Annotated in this window: 14 protein-coding genes; 7 read left to right on the top strand and 7 right to left on the bottom strand. The window is 36.9% G+C overall.

Going from position 1 to position 19,288, the window contains the following annotated elements; genetic code table 11:
• On the top strand, positions 1-3,069 hold a 3,069-nt coding region (locus AC1M9I_RS01720), incomplete at its 5' end, for a BapA/Bap/LapF family large adhesin (RefSeq protein ID WP_481610600.1).
• A gap of 77 nt (positions 3,070-3,146) precedes the next feature.
• Here AC1M9I_RS01720 and AC1M9I_RS01715 read toward each other — a convergent pair.
• From AC1M9I_RS01715 to AC1M9I_RS01705, 3 genes are read right to left on the bottom strand one after another with little or no spacing between them, the layout of a single operon-like run.
• Positions 3,147-3,344 carry a heavy-metal-associated domain-containing protein gene (locus tag AC1M9I_RS01715; RefSeq protein WP_035268662.1) on the bottom strand — a complete coding sequence of 66 codons (198 nt, stop codon included), beginning with the start codon at positions 3,342-3,344 and terminating at the stop codon, positions 3,147-3,149.
• 34 nt (positions 3,345-3,378) lie between these two features.
• The gene (locus tag AC1M9I_RS01710) at positions 3,379-3,774 is read right to left on the bottom strand and encodes a MerR family transcriptional regulator (protein ID WP_481594655.1); all 396 of its coding nucleotides are present in this window, start codon (positions 3,772-3,774) and stop codon (positions 3,379-3,381) included.
• Positions 3,775-3,797: 23 nt separating this feature from the next.
• Entirely contained in the window at positions 3,798-6,263 is a 2,466-nt protein-coding gene (locus AC1M9I_RS01705) for a heavy metal translocating P-type ATPase (protein ID WP_481594654.1), read from the bottom strand.
• Between the two features lie 309 nt (positions 6,264-6,572).
• Here AC1M9I_RS01705 and AC1M9I_RS01700 point away from each other — a divergent pair, with 309 nt between their 5' ends.
• Positions 6,573-7,187, top strand: coding sequence for an OmpW/AlkL family protein (locus AC1M9I_RS01700; RefSeq protein ID WP_481588106.1), 615 nt, complete (start codon positions 6,573-6,575; stop codon positions 7,185-7,187).
• Positions 7,188-7,256: 69 nt separating this feature from the next.
• Here AC1M9I_RS01700 and AC1M9I_RS01695 read toward each other — a convergent pair whose 3' ends face one another.
• Entirely contained in the window at positions 7,257-7,865 is a 609-nt protein-coding gene (locus tag AC1M9I_RS01695; RefSeq protein ID WP_481594653.1) for a MarC family protein, read from the bottom strand.
• Positions 7,866-7,899: 34 nt separating this feature from the next.
• Positions 7,900-9,936, bottom strand: coding sequence for a choline transporter (locus tag AC1M9I_RS01690; RefSeq protein WP_481594652.1), 2,037 nt, complete (start codon positions 9,934-9,936; stop codon positions 7,900-7,902).
• A 248-nt stretch (positions 9,937-10,184) separates the two neighbouring features.
• Here AC1M9I_RS01690 and betI point away from each other — a divergent pair, with 248 nt between their 5' ends.
• Genes betI through AC1M9I_RS01670 form a run of 4 tightly spaced genes read left to right on the top strand, consistent with a single transcriptional unit; the run spans position 10,185 to position 14,747 of the window.
• Complete coding sequence (gene betI, locus AC1M9I_RS01685) at positions 10,185-10,766, top strand: transcriptional regulator BetI (RefSeq protein ID WP_481594651.1); 582 nt, start codon at positions 10,185-10,187, stop codon at positions 10,764-10,766.
• Between the two features lie 33 nt (positions 10,767-10,799).
• Positions 10,800-12,275, top strand: coding sequence for a betaine-aldehyde dehydrogenase (betB, locus tag AC1M9I_RS01680; protein ID WP_481594650.1), 1,476 nt, complete (start codon positions 10,800-10,802; stop codon positions 12,273-12,275).
• Positions 12,276-12,285: 10 nt separating this feature from the next.
• Complete coding sequence (betA, locus tag AC1M9I_RS01675; protein WP_481594649.1) at positions 12,286-13,953, top strand: choline dehydrogenase; 1,668 nt, start codon at positions 12,286-12,288, stop codon at positions 13,951-13,953.
• Positions 13,954-13,967: 14 nt separating this feature from the next.
• On the top strand, positions 13,968-14,747 hold the full coding sequence (locus tag AC1M9I_RS01670) for a TorF family putative porin (RefSeq protein WP_481610603.1): 780 nt from the start codon (positions 13,968-13,970) through the stop codon (positions 14,745-14,747).
• 859 nt (positions 14,748-15,606) lie between these two features.
• Here the strand turns inward: AC1M9I_RS01670 and AC1M9I_RS01665 are convergent.
• The gene (locus tag AC1M9I_RS01665; RefSeq protein ID WP_481610599.1) at positions 15,607-16,752 is read right to left on the bottom strand and encodes an RICIN domain-containing protein; all 1,146 of its coding nucleotides are present in this window, start codon (positions 16,750-16,752) and stop codon (positions 15,607-15,609) included.
• A 247-nt stretch (positions 16,753-16,999) separates the two neighbouring features.
• On the opposite strand from AC1M9I_RS01665, the gene zigA reads away from it, so the two are divergent.
• On the top strand, positions 17,000-18,220 hold the full coding sequence (gene zigA, locus AC1M9I_RS01660) for a zinc metallochaperone GTPase ZigA (protein WP_481610598.1): 1,221 nt from the start codon (positions 17,000-17,002) through the stop codon (positions 18,218-18,220).
• A 17-nt stretch (positions 18,221-18,237) separates the two neighbouring features.
• Here zigA and AC1M9I_RS01655 read toward each other — a convergent pair whose 3' ends face one another.
• Entirely contained in the window at positions 18,238-18,936 is a 699-nt protein-coding gene (locus AC1M9I_RS01655) for a DUF1826 domain-containing protein (RefSeq protein WP_481588111.1), read from the bottom strand.
• Positions 18,937-19,288: the final 352 nt, after the last annotated feature.

Raw genomic sequence — 19,288 nt, 5'->3', positions numbered from 1 at the left:
TCAGCAAGATATACTGATGAAACACGTGATGCACTTCAACAAGAAATTAATGAAGCTTTACAACTCGTTGCTGATGGTCGTGATCCATCAAAAAATGTAACTAAAGAAGAAGTTAAAAAAGCATCTGATGAATTAGACGCTGCAAATGCTGCATTAAAAACCAATGCACAACAAGAGTTTGAAGATTCATTAGCAACTGAAGCGGATTTAACTGCGCTTGAGACGAAGGCGAATGAACTTCAAAAGAAACTTGATGACAATGCAGAGTTGGAAGAATCAGCAAGATATACTGATGAAACACGTGATGCACTTCAACAAGAAATTAATGAAGCTTTACAACTCGTTGCTGATGGTCGTGATCCATCAAAAAATGTAACTAAAGGTGAAGTTCTAACCGCAATTGAAGAGCTTAATGCTGCAGAACAAGCTTTAGAAATTAATGGGTTACCGCAAGAAATAGTACTTCCAGCGGATAACTCAGTTAATTTCATTCCTGAAGTAATTAACCCGACTACTAAATTACCTTCAGCAGAACAACAACTTGAAGATAAAACTGCATTTGCGGTAGCAAGTGTTGGCTTGGGTGCAGTGCTCGAAGCTAATGTTTTAACAGAAGTTCTTCAAAATTCATTAACAGTTGATGTTGCTGATGGGACAGTTCGCAACTTAACATTGAAATCACAATCAGGTGGAGTTTCGATCGTCTCGATGTACGATCTTAAAATTTATCAATTTGATGAAGAAACTGGTCAATACAAAGAGTACATGACTGAGAAACAATGGTTGAAAGCTTATTTACTGGCTGGTGTTTCTGAAGAATTGAACGTGAGCCTTCCAGAGGGTAAATATATTGTATTCTTAACACCTTCTGTTGGGGTAACAGTATTAAGTGGTTATACACTGAAGGTATTGAATGACATTATTCTAGATTATAATGAAGTTGTGTCAGTCGATGGTGAAGCAACTGGTAATGTAATCACTGATGCAGATGCTGTTGATGGTCAGGATGTACTGCCAACTGGCACGATTGTAGAGTCAGTTATGGCTGGTACTAATGCAGCAATTACGTTGAATAGTAATTCTGAAACTGCGATCGAAGGTAAATTTGGTACATTATTTATCAATCAAGACGGAAGCTATCGTTACGAGATTAATAAAGACTTTAAAGGTCCATTCGGGCAAGTAGATGAGTTTACCTATTACGTTAAAACAGAACTAGGTAATACAGCTTCTGCAAAGCTTAATATATCGATTGATAATAAAGTTGTTGAGGTAAAACAATCAGAAATTAACGACACTGTTATCATCAATCCACTTCCTGAGATTAAAGATATCACTGGTGAAGTACCTAAATTAACAAATGTTAAAGTGTTAGATGTAAGTTTGTTAGATCCAGTTATTAAAGCCGGTGCAGTTGATTTATCTTCATTCATGAATTTCAAAGTGAATGAAAATAATGTTCGTGAAATGACTTTCCAGGGCGATGGCGGTGGTGTAAGTTTAACTTCATACTCTTTATTTGTTTACAAATTCAATGCTGATACCAATGAATATGTCCAAGTTCACAGCATCAATAACTGGTACACAGTAATTTTAGGTGGTAAATCTAAGGAAGTTACTCTTAAATTTACAGAGGGTGATTATTATGCAGTGACTGTTCCAACAGGACTTAATGTGCTTGGTGGATCTGGTCTATATGTTAATAAAGACACACTTTATGATTATTCGACTGTTAAAACAGACAATGATTTTGTCGGTCAAACTTCAGGTCAGATTGAATTAGCTAATGGTTCAGAAATCATTATTGCTGGTAATACTCAGCTTGTTGAAGAATCAGAACTTCAAGGTGTGTATGGTAAATTAATTCTCAATAAGGATGGAACTTACCAATACTTCGTAAATAAACCTAGTGAAGGCACAAGCTTACCATATGGTGAAATCGAGACATTTACTTATGTCATTAAAGATCAGAATGGAAATAGTTCACTAGAAACGTTAACGATTAAAATTGATTTAGCTGTTGCGCAAGATGATTTTGAAGAATCTGAAATTGTAATGCAAAATAAATCAGAAACTATTGTGAATGATACAATTTTAGATATTGGTCTGGCTCAACGCACTATCGATGCTAAATTTGCAATAGCTGAAAACTCAGTCAGTACAGTTGCAATTTCTTTTGAAAGTACTCTATCTCTAACTTCATCACGAAGTATTAGTTACACAGTGAAAAATGCAGATGGCACAGTAGTTAAGACTGGTGAGTTAAATGCTGTTACTGGAAAAGTATTACAGTTAAATGATCTTCCCGCTGGTGTATATACTGTACAAGCTAATCTCGTTAATCCTGGACTTGCTTATTTCAAAGACTCTACAATCACGTTTAATACTACGTACTTGAATGAATTTACTCCAGTTGCTTTAGATCCAGTTATTGGAAACGTTTCCAATAATGATGAAGGTTTAAATTCTATTAGTTCTTATACTATTAATGGATTAACGACGTCGACTTATAGTGGTAATCCTAGTGTAACTGTCGAAGGTAAATTTGGTACTCTTGTATTCAATAATGATGGTAGCTATACGTATTCACCATCTGGAAAAGGATTTGGTAAAGAAGAATTTAGCTATACTGTTTCGACAGTTGGTGGAACGACTTCAACAGCTACTTTAAGCTTTGATGTAAACAAATCATTTACAAGTTCGAAATTTAATGACGCATTCACTGGAAGTGATATCGCGGATAAATTAATCTTCAACTTACTTGATGAAGCCGATGCAACGGGTGGAAATGGTTTTGATACGTGGTCAGATTTCGAAGCAGGTGTCGATGTAATTGATGTATCTCAACTATTTGTTGATGCTAATACTTCAACTACATTCTCAACAGATTCGACTGATCAAGTTGCGGATATCTTAAGTAAATATATCACTGTTAAAGATTCTGTAATTTCAATCGATCGCGATGGTGAAGGTACACAATTTGAAGCTACTCAATTGTTGAATATTGGTCCTCAAAATGCAGATCTGACGTTGGAGCAGTTACTTCAAAACGGTCAAATCATTTATTAATTCTTTAAAAATACGCATACTACGGTATGCGTTTTATCAAAAAAGGCGAAATAATGTTTCGCCTTTTTTATGGCAATTTAATCTTTTAATTCAGGAGGGAAACCATCTTCAGTCAAAACTTCAGCGATTTTTTCAAAGCTATATGTTGTACGAATATCTGCAATTTTGTTGGCAACATCTACATTGACGCTTGCATTAGGATCAAGTGACAATACAGATGCAGTGACACCTTTAGCACAACCCGAACAACTAATATTTTCAATAAATAATTTCATAATAACCTCTTGCGTTAGTTAACATCTATCACTGTCACGATTGAATATGTTCAATTTTATTCAGAATACTGCAGTTTGAAGTCGAATCATTAGAGCACATCTGACTCGCAGCCTTTAATTTTAAAATCATTGATTGCATCGAATGAATTTGTTCTGTCAAAAAATGGATATGTTGATCTGTAATTTTTTTCACATCAGCACTTTTTCTGTCAGGATTTTTCCAAAGCTCAACTAAACTTTTGATTTGATCGATCGAAAAACCAAGATCTTTAGCATGTTTAATAAAACTTAAAGTCGAAAGGTCTTGCTCTGTGTAAACACGATAACCGCTAGCGTTTCTGATCGGAACAGAAATGAGATCGATTTTTTCGTAATATCGAATCATTTTAGCAGTTAAGCCTGAACGTCGTGCTAATTCGCCAATATTCATGATCTTTCCTTTGTTTTAAGCTGCTAATTTAATTTCAAAGTTTTGAGTCTTAAGGCATTCGCTAATACAAATACCGAAGAAAGTGCCATTGCGATTGCGGCTAAAACAGGTGAGAGCAGGATACCAGTCAAGGGATAAAGTACGCCTGCAGCAATCGGAATCAGACAAATATTGTATAGAAAAGCCCAGAACAGATTTTGATGAATATTTCTAATGGTCATTTCGCTTAATTTGATGGCTTTAGATAAGTTATTCAAATTTGATGACATTAAAATAAGGTCAGCCGTTTCAATGGCGACATCTGTACCTGAACCTATCGCAATACCGACTTGAGCTTGCGCAAGTGCTGGAGCATCATTAATCCCATCACCAACAAAAGCAACATTTCCATATCGGGTTTGAAGGGTCTCAACAATGTTTAACTTTTGATGTGGTTTGACCTGTGCATAAACTGCATTGATATTAAGTTGATTCGCCACATATTGCGCTGCATTTTGATGATCGCCAGTAATCAAAGCAATGTGCTTGTCGTTCTTTTTAAGTTGAGTCATAACCTCGTAGGTTTCAGGTCTTAATTGATCCGTGATTAAAATAATTGATGCAAGCTCACCATCGATCGAGACCGCGATGGGTGTTTGAGCTTCATCTAGTAATCTTTGATGGTGGGAGAGTGCATGAGAGATCTTAGCGTTTTCTCGAGTAATAAATTCTACAGATCCAATTTTAATATCCTGATCATCCAATTGTGCTTGAATGCCGAATCCTGAAATACTCTTAAATTCTGAAATTTCGATCATCTTTACATGATGATCGGATGCATATTGAACAATCGCTTTAGCAATTGGGTGCTCGGAATGATATTCAACGGATGCAACAGTTTGTAGAACCTGTTGATGTGTAAATGGTGCGAAAATCTCGATATGACTAATCGCAGGTTGCCCTATTGTTAATGTTCCAGTTTTATCAAATGCAAATGTTGAAATTTCTCGAAGTTTTTGAAGTGAAGTCGCATTTTTAAATAAAATTCCGTGTTCAGCAGCACGTCCCGTCGCAACCATTATCGACATCGGGGTTGCAAGTCCCATCGCACAAGGGCATGCAATAATCAAAACAGAAACGGCATTAATCAACGCATAGCTGAGATTAGGTTCAGGTCCAATCACTAGCCACGCGATGAAAGTAATCATCGAAATCAAGAGGATAACTGGAACAAACCATAAGGTGACTTTATCGACTAAAGATTGTATGGGGAGCTTTTGTGTCTGAGCATTTTCAACCAACTGAATAATTGAAGATAAAATGCTACTTTCAGAAGAATGTTTGGTTTCAATGACAAGAAATCCATTTTGATTGAGGGTTCCACCAACGACTTCTGAACCCATCAATTTGTGGATTGGAAAAGATTCACCACTGATCATTGATTCATCCACAAAACCCTCACCTGAAATAACCACGCCATCTACAGGAATTTTTTCACCAGGCCGAACTTCAACCTGCATACCGATTGTAATTTTATCAATCGATATATCTTTAGTCTGGAGGTCAGATACTCTAACTCGCGCTGTTTTAGGTTGTAAGCCAATCAGATGTTGAATTGCTGCAGAAGTTCGACCTTTAGCTCGTGCTTCTAGATATTTGCCTAACAAAATAAATGTAATAATGAGTGTTGCAGGCTCGTAATAGACATGTACTGATTGTTGTGGCAATAAACTTGGAAAGAACGTAGCAACAATAGAATATAAATAGGCAGCTCCTGATCCTAAACTCACCAAAGAATTCATGTCAGGATGTAAATTTATCAGTGACTTGATACCTTGTGTGAAAAAATGCCGTCCAGGTATAAAAATAACTAAAGTCGCAAGAATAAATTGGAATAACCAGCTCTGATTCTGACTGATGTAAGTACCTATAAAATGATGAAATGAAGGCAAGAGGTGCGAGCCCATTTCAATGATAAATATAGGTAAACTGAGTACAAGTGCGATAATAAAATGCTTGAGAATTTTTTTTGATTCAAGTTCGCGATTTGGAAGTGCTGTGATCGTTTGCTGTTCAAGTACAGCTTCAAACCCTGATCTTTCAATACGCTCAATAACTTGATCAACAGGAACTGGATAAAGTAGATCAATGCTTGCTATCTCAGTTGCCAAACTTACTTGTGCTGCTAATACACCTGGTATTTTTAGTAAAGAACGTTCAACTCGGCTCACACATGCAGCACAAGTCATGCCTAAAATTTTTAATTTTATTGTTGCACATTTTTTAATTTTAAAACCTGTTTTATTTACGGCTTGAATGATTTGTTGATCTGTTACGTCTGTTGTTAACTCAATTTGAGCTATTTCAGTGGCGAGGTTCACACTGGCATCTTGAATACCATCGACTTTTTTTAATGAGTTTTCAACTCGGCTTACACAAGCAGCACAGGTCATTCCTTCAATTTTGATTTGAATAGATTTAGTTGAAGTAGATGACATACTTAACTCCATATGCTGATTGAAATAAGGTCACGATCATTCTAAACCTTCCCATTGTGGTAAGGTCAATAAGATTTGTTTCTTGTTTCATCATTACTGATTGGAATCCAAATTAGGCGTACGTTCTTTCCTCACTTAAATTAAAAACAATATTCCAAAAATCCATTTAAATTGAATAAATTTTCTTAAATAAAAAATCATCAAAACAAATCAGAATAAAAAATAACCAACAAAAAGAATTATCGATATGATCTAAAGCATTCAATTTAATTGATTAACAATCTTCAAAATTTCAGATATTTATAAAAAATGGGTAATGATATGAATGATAAATTAAGTTTTGGTTTATTCGCGATTTTATTGAGTACCATGGCATTAAGTTCTAATGCGCACAGCGCAGATTATAAATGGAAGATAAGAGGTGCGATTAGCAATATTGATCCCACATCTTCTCCAGGTAGTATTTTTAATCAAACAGCACCCGTCACAATAGATGATGCTTGGGGAGTCACTGGCACGATCTCTTATTTTTATACACCAAATATTGCATTTGATGTATTAGTCGGTTTGCCACCACAGCATAAAATTAATGTTGCTGGTAATGAAGTCGCAAAAACAAAACATTTACCTCCAATTTTTAGTGTGCAATATCACTTCTTACCCAATGAAAAGTTACAACCTTATGTGGGTCTGGGCTTAAATTACACCTATTTTTTTAATGACCGATTATATAGTGGTGATAAGTTCGATCTCTCAGATTCTTTTGGTTGGGCTGGTCAAATAGGCGTAGATTACCAATTTAACCCTCAATGGAGTGTTGGTGCTGATATCCGATATGCGGATATCAAAACTGATGTAAAAGTAAATGGAGAAAAGGTAGGAAGTGTGGACGTAGATCCAACGGTGTATAGTTTAAATATCGGATATAGATTCTAAATATTAGGGTTTAAAAAAAGGAGTCAATGATAAGACTCCTTTTTTATAAATATCAACAACAACCTTCAATTAGTCATTGATGATCCCAGTAACACCAGTCACGATCATATCAATGGCAATCGTACCGATAAGCAATGCAGCAACACGACCCACGATATCTACATATAAGTCGATATAATTAGAATATTTATGCTGTAAATTATCATGCAAATATTTCATTAATATCAAAAGACTACAGGTTAAGAATAAGGTCATAAAGATGACTGTGATCGTCTGCCATAAACTTAATTGAATGCCAGTGATTACAGATGCAGAGATTGTTCCTGGACCGATCATAAAAGGCATGGCGATCGTACCAGCCAAATGGTTTGGTGCTCCACGCATGACCCCAATCGTATCAGCACCTTCAAATACATAACGATAACCGATCACCAAGAAAATGATTCCACCAAAAATTTGGAAAGATTCAAATCGTGCATGAAGTACATCATTAAAAAAAGCTTCACCTGTTTTAGCAAAAATGACAAAAACCACAAAGCTAATCAAACTACCTTGGATCAGCGCCATATTAAAAACTTTTGCATCTGAATTTCGAATAATCCCAAGCATATAAATGCTCATTAAAAAGGGATTAAGCAACGAAAAAAATAGAGCAAAGGCGTTTAGACTTTCTGACATGGTCATTTTCCTTGTTTAGATGAGCTACTACTAACTAAATGTCACGATCAGGAAATTGTGGACGTTTACCTGGACTGATACGGTTAATATGAAGGTACATCATATGACGTTCATATTTGTCCAAAATGTCGTTAATCACTTGTTCTTTGTTGTAACCGACCAAATCATTACCTTGCGAACCTTCAAACAAGTAACTTTCTAAACGATAGTAATAACGCTTTGTTCGTTTAGCACGGGTACTAAAGTTAGGGGTGTCATAACGAACGGGCCAAATCTCATATACGAAATTTTCTTCTTCATTCAAGTGAATAATGAGGTCCAAATGATAAAGCTCAGCATTATCTTCAAGACGCTTTGTATTCACATCGACTTTGACACCTTTGGATAAAAGTTCCTGTGCCACGGCATTCATTGCAGGTTTACACACGTCATCTAACATTTTTAATGTTTGTTCATGGCTTGGATGCAGCATTACGCGACTGAGTCGCTTTTTCCAATTGAGAATATCCACATTGCCCACGACTGGCGCGGCATTTAAGCTAGTACTGGCTTGTCTGAAATCTTCCAATCTCAAAGATTTATACAAACCCGCCATCACAAAGAATATGACAAAGCTAAAAGGCAGACCCATGATGATGGTTGTGTTCTGTAAGGCAGTAATACCATTTGCCATCAGCATCGCCAAGGTGAGTAAACCAATGGCTATAGCCCAAAATACGCTGAGCCATCTTGGAGAGTCATGCTCGATATTGGTGAATTTTGTCGTGAAATTACCCAAAACAAGAGCGCCTGAGTCTGCAGAAGTAACGTAAAATAATAATCCTGTAATTGTTGCTATACCTGCTAAGAAGGTAAAACCAGGATATTGTGCAAGTAGGTCATAGAAACCATGCGCTGGATTTTCTAAAACGGTTGTTGCAAGTTGTGCATTACCATCAAAAATTACATTGTGAAGTGCACTATTTCCAAAGATGGATAACCAAGTCAGTGTAAATAGTAGAGGAATAATCAACGTACCAAATACAAACTCACGAATGGTACGACCACGAGAAATACGTGCTAAAAACAGACCAACAAATGGCGACCATGCAATCCACCAAGCCCAAAAGAAAAGCGTCCAACTGTTCATCCATTCTTTAGGTTGTTCGAATGGAAAACTCATTAAACTCAATTTCGGAAATTGACTGAGGTAATCACCTAAATTTTGGATTAAGCCTGCGAGTAAGAATTCTGTATTACCAATCAAAAGAATAAAGAGGAGTAACCCAATCGAGACATAGATATTGATTTCAGAAAGTACGCGAATCCCTTTATTCACACCTGCCGTTACTGAAATTACAGTAATGACCACCGCGATACCGATCAAGCCAGCTTGAATCCACAAATTTTCAGGTAGATCGAAAAGAACATGAAGGCCATAATTGAGTTGTACGACACCAATACCGCAGGTAGTCGCGATACCAAAAATCGTACCTAAGACGGCTGCTGTATCTACAGTGTGACCTATAGGGCCGTTAATTTTTTTTCCAAAAATAGGGTAGAGAGCTGAACGGATCGTAAGGGGAAGGTTATAACGATAACTGAAGTAACCTAAGGCTACACCAACCAATGCATACATGCTCCAACCAGTTAAACCATAATGAAACAAGGTCCATACCATAGACTGACGTGCTGCTTCAAAGGTTTGTCCTTCGCCCACAGGTGGGTTCATGTAATGCGATAAAGGTTCAGCCACGGAAAAGAACATGAGATCAATACCAATACCCGCAGAAAAGAGCATTGCAGACCAACTTAGTAAACTAAATTCAGGCTTAGAGTGTTTAGGTCCTAATTTAATTTCGCCATATCGAGAGCATGCGATAAATACAATAAAGACAAAATAGAGTGTCGCAGCCAACAGGTAATACCAACTAAAGGTTCTGCTTACCCAATTGAGGGTTTGTGTAATGACGTTATTAGCAGCTTCATTAAACAAAATTGTGGTGATCGAAAACAAAAGTATCAATGATGCTGATACATAGAACACGACCTTATTCAAACTATCCTGCGTTTGATCATTTTTGTTATGCATAAATCAGTGACCATTCAATGAGTAATGAAATGATCTACAGCGCAGTTCGATTTATATCCTGATAGAAGCTTGCTTGATCCACAATTACAAACTTTTGCAAATACAAAACAAACTGAGCTGTACATCATGGAAGTAATAGCACTATAATTTTTATTGATTGAACGTTCAATTAAAAAAACGTTTACTAATGTTACAGCGTTATTATTGATAAACGCTGATTATAATCTCCTGTAGGTTTAGGTCATCTTATGCCAAAAGTTGGTATGCAACCCATTCGTCGTCAACAATTGATTGATGCTACTCTCTCCACTGTAAATGAGCTCGGTTTTGCTGATGCATCCATTCAACAGATTGCGCAAAGAGCAGGTGTCTCCACGGGTATTATTAGTCATTATTTTGGTGGCAAGAATGGATTGATTGAGGCAACCATGCGCTATTTACTACAGCAACTTGGAGAAAGTGTAAGGGATCTAAAATCAGAGGTTGGACATTCTCCAGAAGATCGTTTAATGGCGATTGTTAAAGCGAATTTTGCAACTCCTCAGACCAATCAAGCCGCGATGAAAGTATGGCTCGCGTTTTGGGCTATTAGTTTGCATCAACCAGATCTACACCGATTACAGCAAGTGAATCACTGTCGTCTACATTCAAATTTAAAACATGAGTTTTTAAAACATTTAAGCCCCCTAAAAGCTGAGCAAGCAGCCCAAGGGTTGGCTGCATTAATTGATGGGTTCTGGTTAAGGGGCGCATTAACAAGAAGTGAGATTGATACCGATCTTTCTATCCGTCTTTGCCATGCCTTTATCCAGCAGCAACTTACACAATAATTTTTAATATTTACTATATCTGAGGCTAATCGTATGAATAAATTCCCGTTACAACGTCCTTATATTCATGGACAATTCGTCGATGCTCAATCAGGTCAAACTTTTGATTCGATTAATCCAGCCACGGGTCAAGTTCTTGCGACCATTCAAGCATGTTCTCAACAGGATGTGGATCAAGCCATTCTATCTGCCCAACAAGGACAGAAAGTTTGGGCTGAAATGACTTATATGCAGCGTTCAAGAATTTTAAATAAAGCTGTAGCTATTTTACGTGAAAGAAATGATGAACTTGCCACCATTGAGTCCTTAGATAGTGGTAAAGCATATAGTGAAACATCGACTGTAGATATTGTGACAGGGGCTGATGTACTCGAATACTACGCTGGAATTTTACCTGTACTCGAGGGTCAACAGATTCCTTTAAGAACAGATTCATTTGTCTATACACGCCGTGAACCTTTGGGAATTGTAGCTGGTATAGGAGCATGGAATTATCCAATTCAAATTGCCTTATGGAAGTCAGCACCTGCTTTGGCGGCAGGGAATGCAATGATTTTCAAACCCAGCGAGATTACCCCATTAACAGCCTTTAAATTGGCAGAAATTTATACCGAAGCTGGAGTGCCAGATGGGGTATTCAATGTTGTAACAGGGGGCGGTGATATTGGTGCCTATTTAAGCCAGCATGTAGATATTGCGAAAATTTCATTTACTGGTGGTGTGAGCACTGGAAAAAAAGTGATGGCTCAAGCTGCTGAATCGAGTCTTAAAGAAGTCACGATGGAGTTGGGTGGGAAGTCACCATTAATTATTTGTGAAGATGCTGATTTAGACTTAGCTGCAGATATTGCAATGATGGCAAATTTCTATAGTTCTGGACAGGTATGTACGAATGGGACACGAGTGTTTATTCCAGAATCATTAAAACTAAAATTTGAAGAAAAGCTATTAGAACGTATTCCTTATATCCGCTTAGGTAATCCGCTCGATCCAGAAACAAATTTTGGACCAGTATCTAGCTTTGCGCATATGAATAAAATTTTGGCATTCATCGATTCTGCTAAAAGCGAGGGAGCACGTTTAGTGTGTGGTGGTTCTAGAGCAACAGATGATCATTTAAAAAATGGTGCTTTTGTACTGCCTACAATCTTCAGTGATTGTCGAGATGAGATGACCGTTGTTCAAGAGGAAATCTTCGGTCCTGTGATGAGTATTTTGACATATACATCAGAAGAAGAAGTGATTCGTCGCGCTAATAATACTTCTTATGGATTAGCTGCTGGCGTGGTTACCCCTGATATTGTCAAAGCACATCGAATCATCCACCAAATTGAAGCAGGTATATGTTGGATCAATACGTGGGGTGAATCGCCAGCTGAAATGCCAGTCGGTGGCTATAAGCATTCTGGTGTAGGAAGAGAGAATGGTTTAACGACTTTACAACACTACACGCAAATCAAATCGGTACAAGTGGAATTAAGTCCATTTCAATCTGTATTTAAAGCCTAAGGAGAACACTATGACATATGATTACATTATCATAGGTGCAGGTTCTGCTGGGAATGTACTTGCAGCGAGACTCACCGAAGATCCAGATATTAAAGTTCTGCTCCTTGAAGCGGGTGGCCCTGACTACCGTTTAGATTTTAGAACTCAAATGCCTGCTGCTTTGGCTTATCCTTTACAAGGTCGACGTTATAATTGGGCATATTTGACCGATCCAGAACCACATATGAATAACCGCCGTATGGAATGTGGACGTGGTAAAGGTTTAGGTGGTTCATCATTAATTAACGGTATGTGTTATATCCGTGGGAATGCCATGGATTTAGAGCAATGGTCTCAAATGAAAGGACTCAGTCATTGGCGCTATGCTGAATGTTTACCTTACTATAAAAAAGCAGAGTCTAGAGATATTGGTGCAAATGAATATCACGGTGATCAAGGCCCAGTAAGTGTTGCTACGCCAAAGTCAGACAATAATGAGTTATTTCATGCAATGGTTGAAGCGGGTGTGCAAGCTGGATATCCACGTACGGATGATTTAAATGGATACCAACAAGAAGGCTTTGGTCCAATGGATCGTACGGTGACACCTCAAGGCAGACGTTCCAGTACCGCTCGTGGCTATTTAGATATGGCTAAAGGTCGTCAGAATTTAACGATTATTACGCATGCCACAACCAATCGAATCTTATTTGAAAAAAAACAAGCTATCGGTGTTGAATACATTCTTGGTCAAGATGCAACTAATTTACACAAGGTCTATGCTGAGCGAGAAGTATTGCTGTGCGCAGGTGCTATTGCATCGCCTCAAATTTTACAGCGCTCTGGGGTAGGAGCTAAGTCATTATTAGAGTCACTGGATGTAAAGGTTGTGCAAGATTTACCGGGAGTGGGTGAAAATCTGCAAGATCATTTAGAAATGTATCTTCAATACCAATGTAAGAAGCCCGTCAGTCTTTACCCTGCATTAAAATGGTATAATCAACCTAAAATTGGCGCTGAATGGCTGTTTTTGGGTAAAGGAATTGGTGCAAGCAATCAGTTTGAAGCAGGTGGATTCATCCGCTCTAGTGATGAGTTTGAGTGGCCGAATCTCCAGTATCACTTTTTACCAATTGCAATTAACTACAATGGTACCAATGCAATCAATGAACATGGTTTTCAAGCACATGTTGGATCTATGCGATCGCCGTCAAGAGGAAGAATTCGCTTAACCTCGAAAAATCCTTTTGATCATCCGAGCATTTTATTTAACTACATGAGCACTGAACAAGATTGGCGCGAATTCCGTGATGCAGTGAGAATTACACGAGAAATTATGCATCAGCCTGCATTAGATCAGTATCGAGGTAGAGAAATTAGCCCAGGTTCAGCATTAAAAACAGATCAGCAAATTGATGAATTTGTAAAAAATCATGCAGAAACAGCGTATCATCCTTCGTGTAGCTGTAAAATGGGTGAAGATGATTTAGCTGTTGTAGATGGTTACGGTCGTGTCCATGAAATAGATGGGTTGCGAGTGGTCGATGCTTCTATCATGCCGCTGATTATTACTGGTAATCTCAATGCAACGACGATCATGATGGCCGAGAAGATTGCTGATCACATTCGTAATCGACCTGCTTTAACCCCTTCAGATGCACCATTTTATCGTGCAGAAACTTCACCCTTATTTTCTTAATTATAAATTTTATGATGATTAAAACGACTCAAGCAGTGCTGTTGAGCACTGCTAGCTTTATTATTTTACCCAGTTATGCAAATTCTACGAATCAAGAAACAAATTCACCAATTCAATTTGATGGATATGTCACATTAACCTCCAAATACATTTCACGTGGTTTAACAAATGCACCAGAAAATGATGACCTCGCAATTCAAACAGGTCTAAACCTTAGTTATAACAACTTCTATGTCGGGTATTGGGGGTCTACACTAGGCTACTCTTATGCTGAACTTCAAGGTGATAAGCGCCGTAAAACTGATAAATTAGAGCACGACTTTATTGTCGGCTACAGTTTTGATACTGGTAGGACAAATTGGAATATTTGGAATGCCACTTATTTCTATCCGAACACGTCAAATACAACTTCCAATGAAATGGGGGTAACTGCCACACACCAATTCAATGATAAAAACTCTTTATCAACCAGTTTATCTGCATATACATATGATGTCGTGTATGCAAACCAAGGGGATACTTATCTAAACGTAATATATACCCATCAACTCAATGATAAATTATCTGCTACAGCAAGTGCTGCAGCGAGCTATTATAATGATAAAGGGAAATATGAAGGTCTAGAGCTTGGTGATACAGAACGAGAATTTGCTTATCGCTTCTCATCTATCGGGCTAGACTATGCCTTGACACCAGAACTCGGATTGAGTGGACAATATATTTTTGGTGGTAAGAACCGCTATAACGAAAAACAAAAAAATTTAGGTGTAGTGTCTTTCACCTATAGTTTCTAATTTAAGAAAATCCACAAATGCTTAGGCTTAAATTCTGAACACCAAAATAGCCTAAGCAAAATTGTAATTTTTAAATTAAACTCATCAATAAATAAAATCTCGACATATCAAAGATTACTAGTAAAAAACTTATCAACTTGGTATCTATTTAATGAGTGATAGAAATAGGGATTGAGCAAAAATAGGTCATGAATATGACGAGGAGAATAAAATTTTACGCATTTTTTTATTCAAGAATCTATTTAGAAATAGTTCATGTGAAAAAAGTTCAGTGAGATTTTTTGATGTTACATAGATGACTATGCTCAAGTACTAACTGATTTCAGCCAAATTCATAAATCAACTAAACATCCTATAATTTATAATTCGTGAAGGGCAATGGATTGAAAAAATAGAACTATGAATGTTCATATTAAACATAAGGTTAGAATTTGATTCTCTCCAATATTAAAAAAGGGCTTTTGATTGCTATCTTCAGAGATAAACAACTAAACGTCTAATCTCATTTATTAAGTTTTAATATTTTGAAGAATTTTTTTCTCATCCTTAACGTCGCTATCGGAAAAATAGCAAAGATTTATGAAGAATATTTTTAATTGTTTTTATTTTATTGCTGTCATCAATATTACAAATATACCTTAGACAAATATCTCCCTAAAATCATTGAACTTATTTCGCTTTTTGAGCCAGTATTAAGAATGCTTTTAACCTGAGTGAGCTGGCTTATCTATGAGTAAAATCTCTAATTTAGATATCAAATTGTACTAAAAGTAGTAGAGTCACTCAAAGAAAGCAAAAAAATTAAAATTTCAGCATTAAAATTCAGAGCTTTAAATGCTAAAGCTCTGAATTTAATAAATTAACGTGTAATTTTCCAAGTTTGATATGAATTATTGCTTTGACATCCAATCATTTGTAAGCGTGCCATACTATTTGCACCATCAGCGGCATCAAGGCATAGACCTGTTTTTAAGTTGATATATTGGCTTGTATGGCGGCTATACATCCATCGTTGACTACTATCATTATTGCACGGCGCAACTTTAACGAAATTATCTTTAACATCGCCCATCAAACAAGCATCCCGATGAGTTAAATATAAGCGATGTGTGTGATCCGTACTCAGACGTTGATTACCGTTGTTAGGATCGCATGAATACAATCCCATTTGTTGACCACCATCCAAGCTATCTGCACAAAAACCTCGTGCGCCATTTTTCAAAATGAAAGGTTTTTGCTGGGTGTAATTGGCATTATTCACAGTTGAAATACAAGTAGAATCATCCGTGCAATGCGCTGATGCCACTTGTACACAATTTCCATAAGTTTTAGTCGTTTGTGATTTAGACTTAATTGAAGCGTTTGCTACTGCAGGGTAGGTCGCTGAAACAGATGTATGAACATCATTACAACTGTTATAGCCATAAATACCGTTGGGTTGTTGATGCTGTCTGAAATTTTCGGTAAATGTAACTAAACTATCAAAACCACCCCAGGTCTGCGGCACATTGATTTTTGCAATTTCAAGTTGTTTACCAGTACTCATATTTTTAACAAAGGCTGAGACTGTACTGTCATTATTTTTCACAATCTTAAAATTATATTTCGTGCCTTCTTTCCATTCATAAGGTAAGTCACATTGAACGCCATCACCTTCATGATCAAATTGTCTGCAATACGCAGGGTATCCTGATTTCCAAGATGTCGTTTTCCAGATTGAGAAATTTAAATACTTCTCATCATTGCTTCGTTGCTGTAATCCAACATAACCGATATTTCCATTTTTTAATGAAAATTGATTGGCCCAAAATGTATTACCATCATTTCCTGGCTCATTGTTAATGATGATTTGATTTTCAAGTGTTGCAAAGCCATTAGCAGGAATACTGTTCCAATGGTAGTCAGTCGAAACTATTCCGCCTGCAACCACGGCATACGCATTTGAAACTCCAAGTAACACAGAAGTACTTAAGGTGGTACGAATAATGAGATTGGGCAAATTCATTGTTATATGCTCATATGATTATAAAAATTAGGTCATAGATTCTTTAGTTTTACTTATGATTCTACAGTGATGAATACAATTTAGAATCACTATAAATAAATTTTATTAAAGTTTAACTAAACACTAAACATATTGAAATGTTATAACATAACAATTATGATTTAGGTTATTTCAAAAATCAAGATCATTCATTGATTGCAATAAGCGATCAAATGATGTGGTTGAACATGAAAACGAGTAACTCACCATGAATATTGATTCTTCAAAACCTTATAAATTACCTGTCACTGTTCTGTCTGGATTTCTTGGTGCAGGAAAAACCACACTTTTAAATCATATTTTAAATAATAGAGAAGGAAAACGTGTCGCAGTAATTGTGAACGATATGTCAGAAGTCAATATTGATGCTACTTTAGTCAGAGAAGGTGGGGCGGAATTATCACGAACTGAAGAAAAACTCGTTGAAATGAGTAATGGATGTATTTGCTGTACTTTGAGAGAAGATTTGTTAGTAGAAGTAAGACGATTAGCGGAAGAGAAAAAATTTGATCAACTCGTCATTGAATCTACCGGAATATCAGAGCCTCTACCTGTAGCCGAAACATTTACATTTGAAGATGAAGACGGCGTATCTCTAAATGAGTACGCTCGTTTAGATACCATGGTGACGGTAGTCGATGCATTCAATTTTTTACGAGATTATCGTTCATATGATCTTCTTCATGAGCGTGGCGAATCACTTGGAGAATTTGACCAACGTACTGTTGTGGATTTACTGATAGATCAAATCGAATTTTGTGATGTTATTATTTTGAATAAAACTGATTTAATCGATGAGCATCAGAAGTCCGAACTTTATGCGATTCTCAAAAAGCTTAACCCTAGAGCAAAAATTGAGTCATCCACATTTGGTCAGGTTGAACTCGATAAAATACTCAACACAGAGCTTTTTAATTTTGATGAAGCCTCACAAGCACCTGGTTGGTTAAGAGAGTTGAGAGGAGAGCATAAGCCTGAAACTGAAGAATATGGAATCGAAAGTTTCGTATATAGAGCAAGAAGACCCTTTCACCCACAACGTTTTTACAATTTTATTCATTCAGAATGGAAAGGTGTTATACGCTCAAAAGGATTTTTTTGGCTTGCTGCGGAACCAACAATGGCTATGTCTTGGTCACAAGCTGGAGGTATGGCTCGGCATGGTCAAGCAGGATATTGGTGGACTTCGGTACCACAAGAGGAATGGCCACAAGATACGCAATCTATTCAGGAAATTGAATCGAGTTGGCATTCAGAAACGGGGGATGCCAGACAGGAAATTGTTTTAATTGGTCAAGAGATGGATAAAGAGCAATTAATCCAAAATTTTGATCAATGTTTACTTACTGATTCGGAGATGAGTTTAGGACCAATCGTTTGGTGTAATTTCTTTAACCCATTTGAAACTGAAAAAGAACTACTCGCCTAAATTGTGCAAGTGATTCCTTAACAAATTAAAAGTAATCTGAGTTCTCCTGCATTTTCTTTTGGAGCACGGTGAACACAAGGAAGTACTTTCTGATCAGGATGATCTACAGCCAAACGCCAGAGATGACCAACTCCTAAACTTAAAGGTGTTGCACTATTTTTAGGTTGATAGTGAAGATCCATATAGGTCTCTTCAAGAAAATCGTCAAACTCATGGTCTTCGCCATCAAACAAGGATTTAATTTTTTGACGGATTTCTGGGATAAGAATTTTTTGTTCGACCTGATCATTGGAAATAATATCGCTAGCCGCCCCGTAATAGGTACACAAATATGTATCCGTTGCTAATGGCGATCGATCTACATGAAAAGAATATACATCAGTGCTGATAAAATCCAATTCTTCATCACGCTGATACTCTTTGATTAAGTTTAAAGACGGCGATGCACCCAATTCGGTGAGCAACATTATATCATTGAGGATAATGTCTCTCGCTTTGCTTGCAGAGTCTGAAAGTTTGAGTTGCTCTAATTGTTCGATGGTAATTTCAGTAATATCTTCTATGAGTGTAAGTTTTTCAACGATTTCTTCGAAATTGAAGTCTAAATGCCTATACCAACATAAAGCATTGACAGGGTCTTCAAAAGCTTCATTCGCTAATGCTTGGAAAGTATTCACCAATTTGGCTTGAGGATATGAGTGAATGAGTTCAAGCATATGATCTAAAACTTTTTAAAAACATATTATAACTTCTAGCTCTAGACTTGATAAGACTGGATTTAGATAATCGATCGTTGTCCTATGTAGTAGGAGAGTGGGGCTTCCACCCATAACTACACGCTGTCAACAATAACGATAGATACTCATTAAGGCTATTCTACAATTGGGTGTAAAAAGCTAAACTTCAAAGCCTCCGTAGTAATCCAATAACTCATCTAAAATGTCAGCGAGTTTTTTGCGATGTAAAGGATCATTGGAGCTGTTCATAATAGATCAACTGAATTGTGTAAGATGAGCATTATAACCTGAGCTAGACAAAAATTGAGAACGTTGCTGTATAAACTCAATG

It is taken from the genome of Acinetobacter sp. ANC_7553 (genome assembly GCF_056779895.1).
This window is presented reverse-complemented; position numbering and strand designations above follow the sequence as displayed.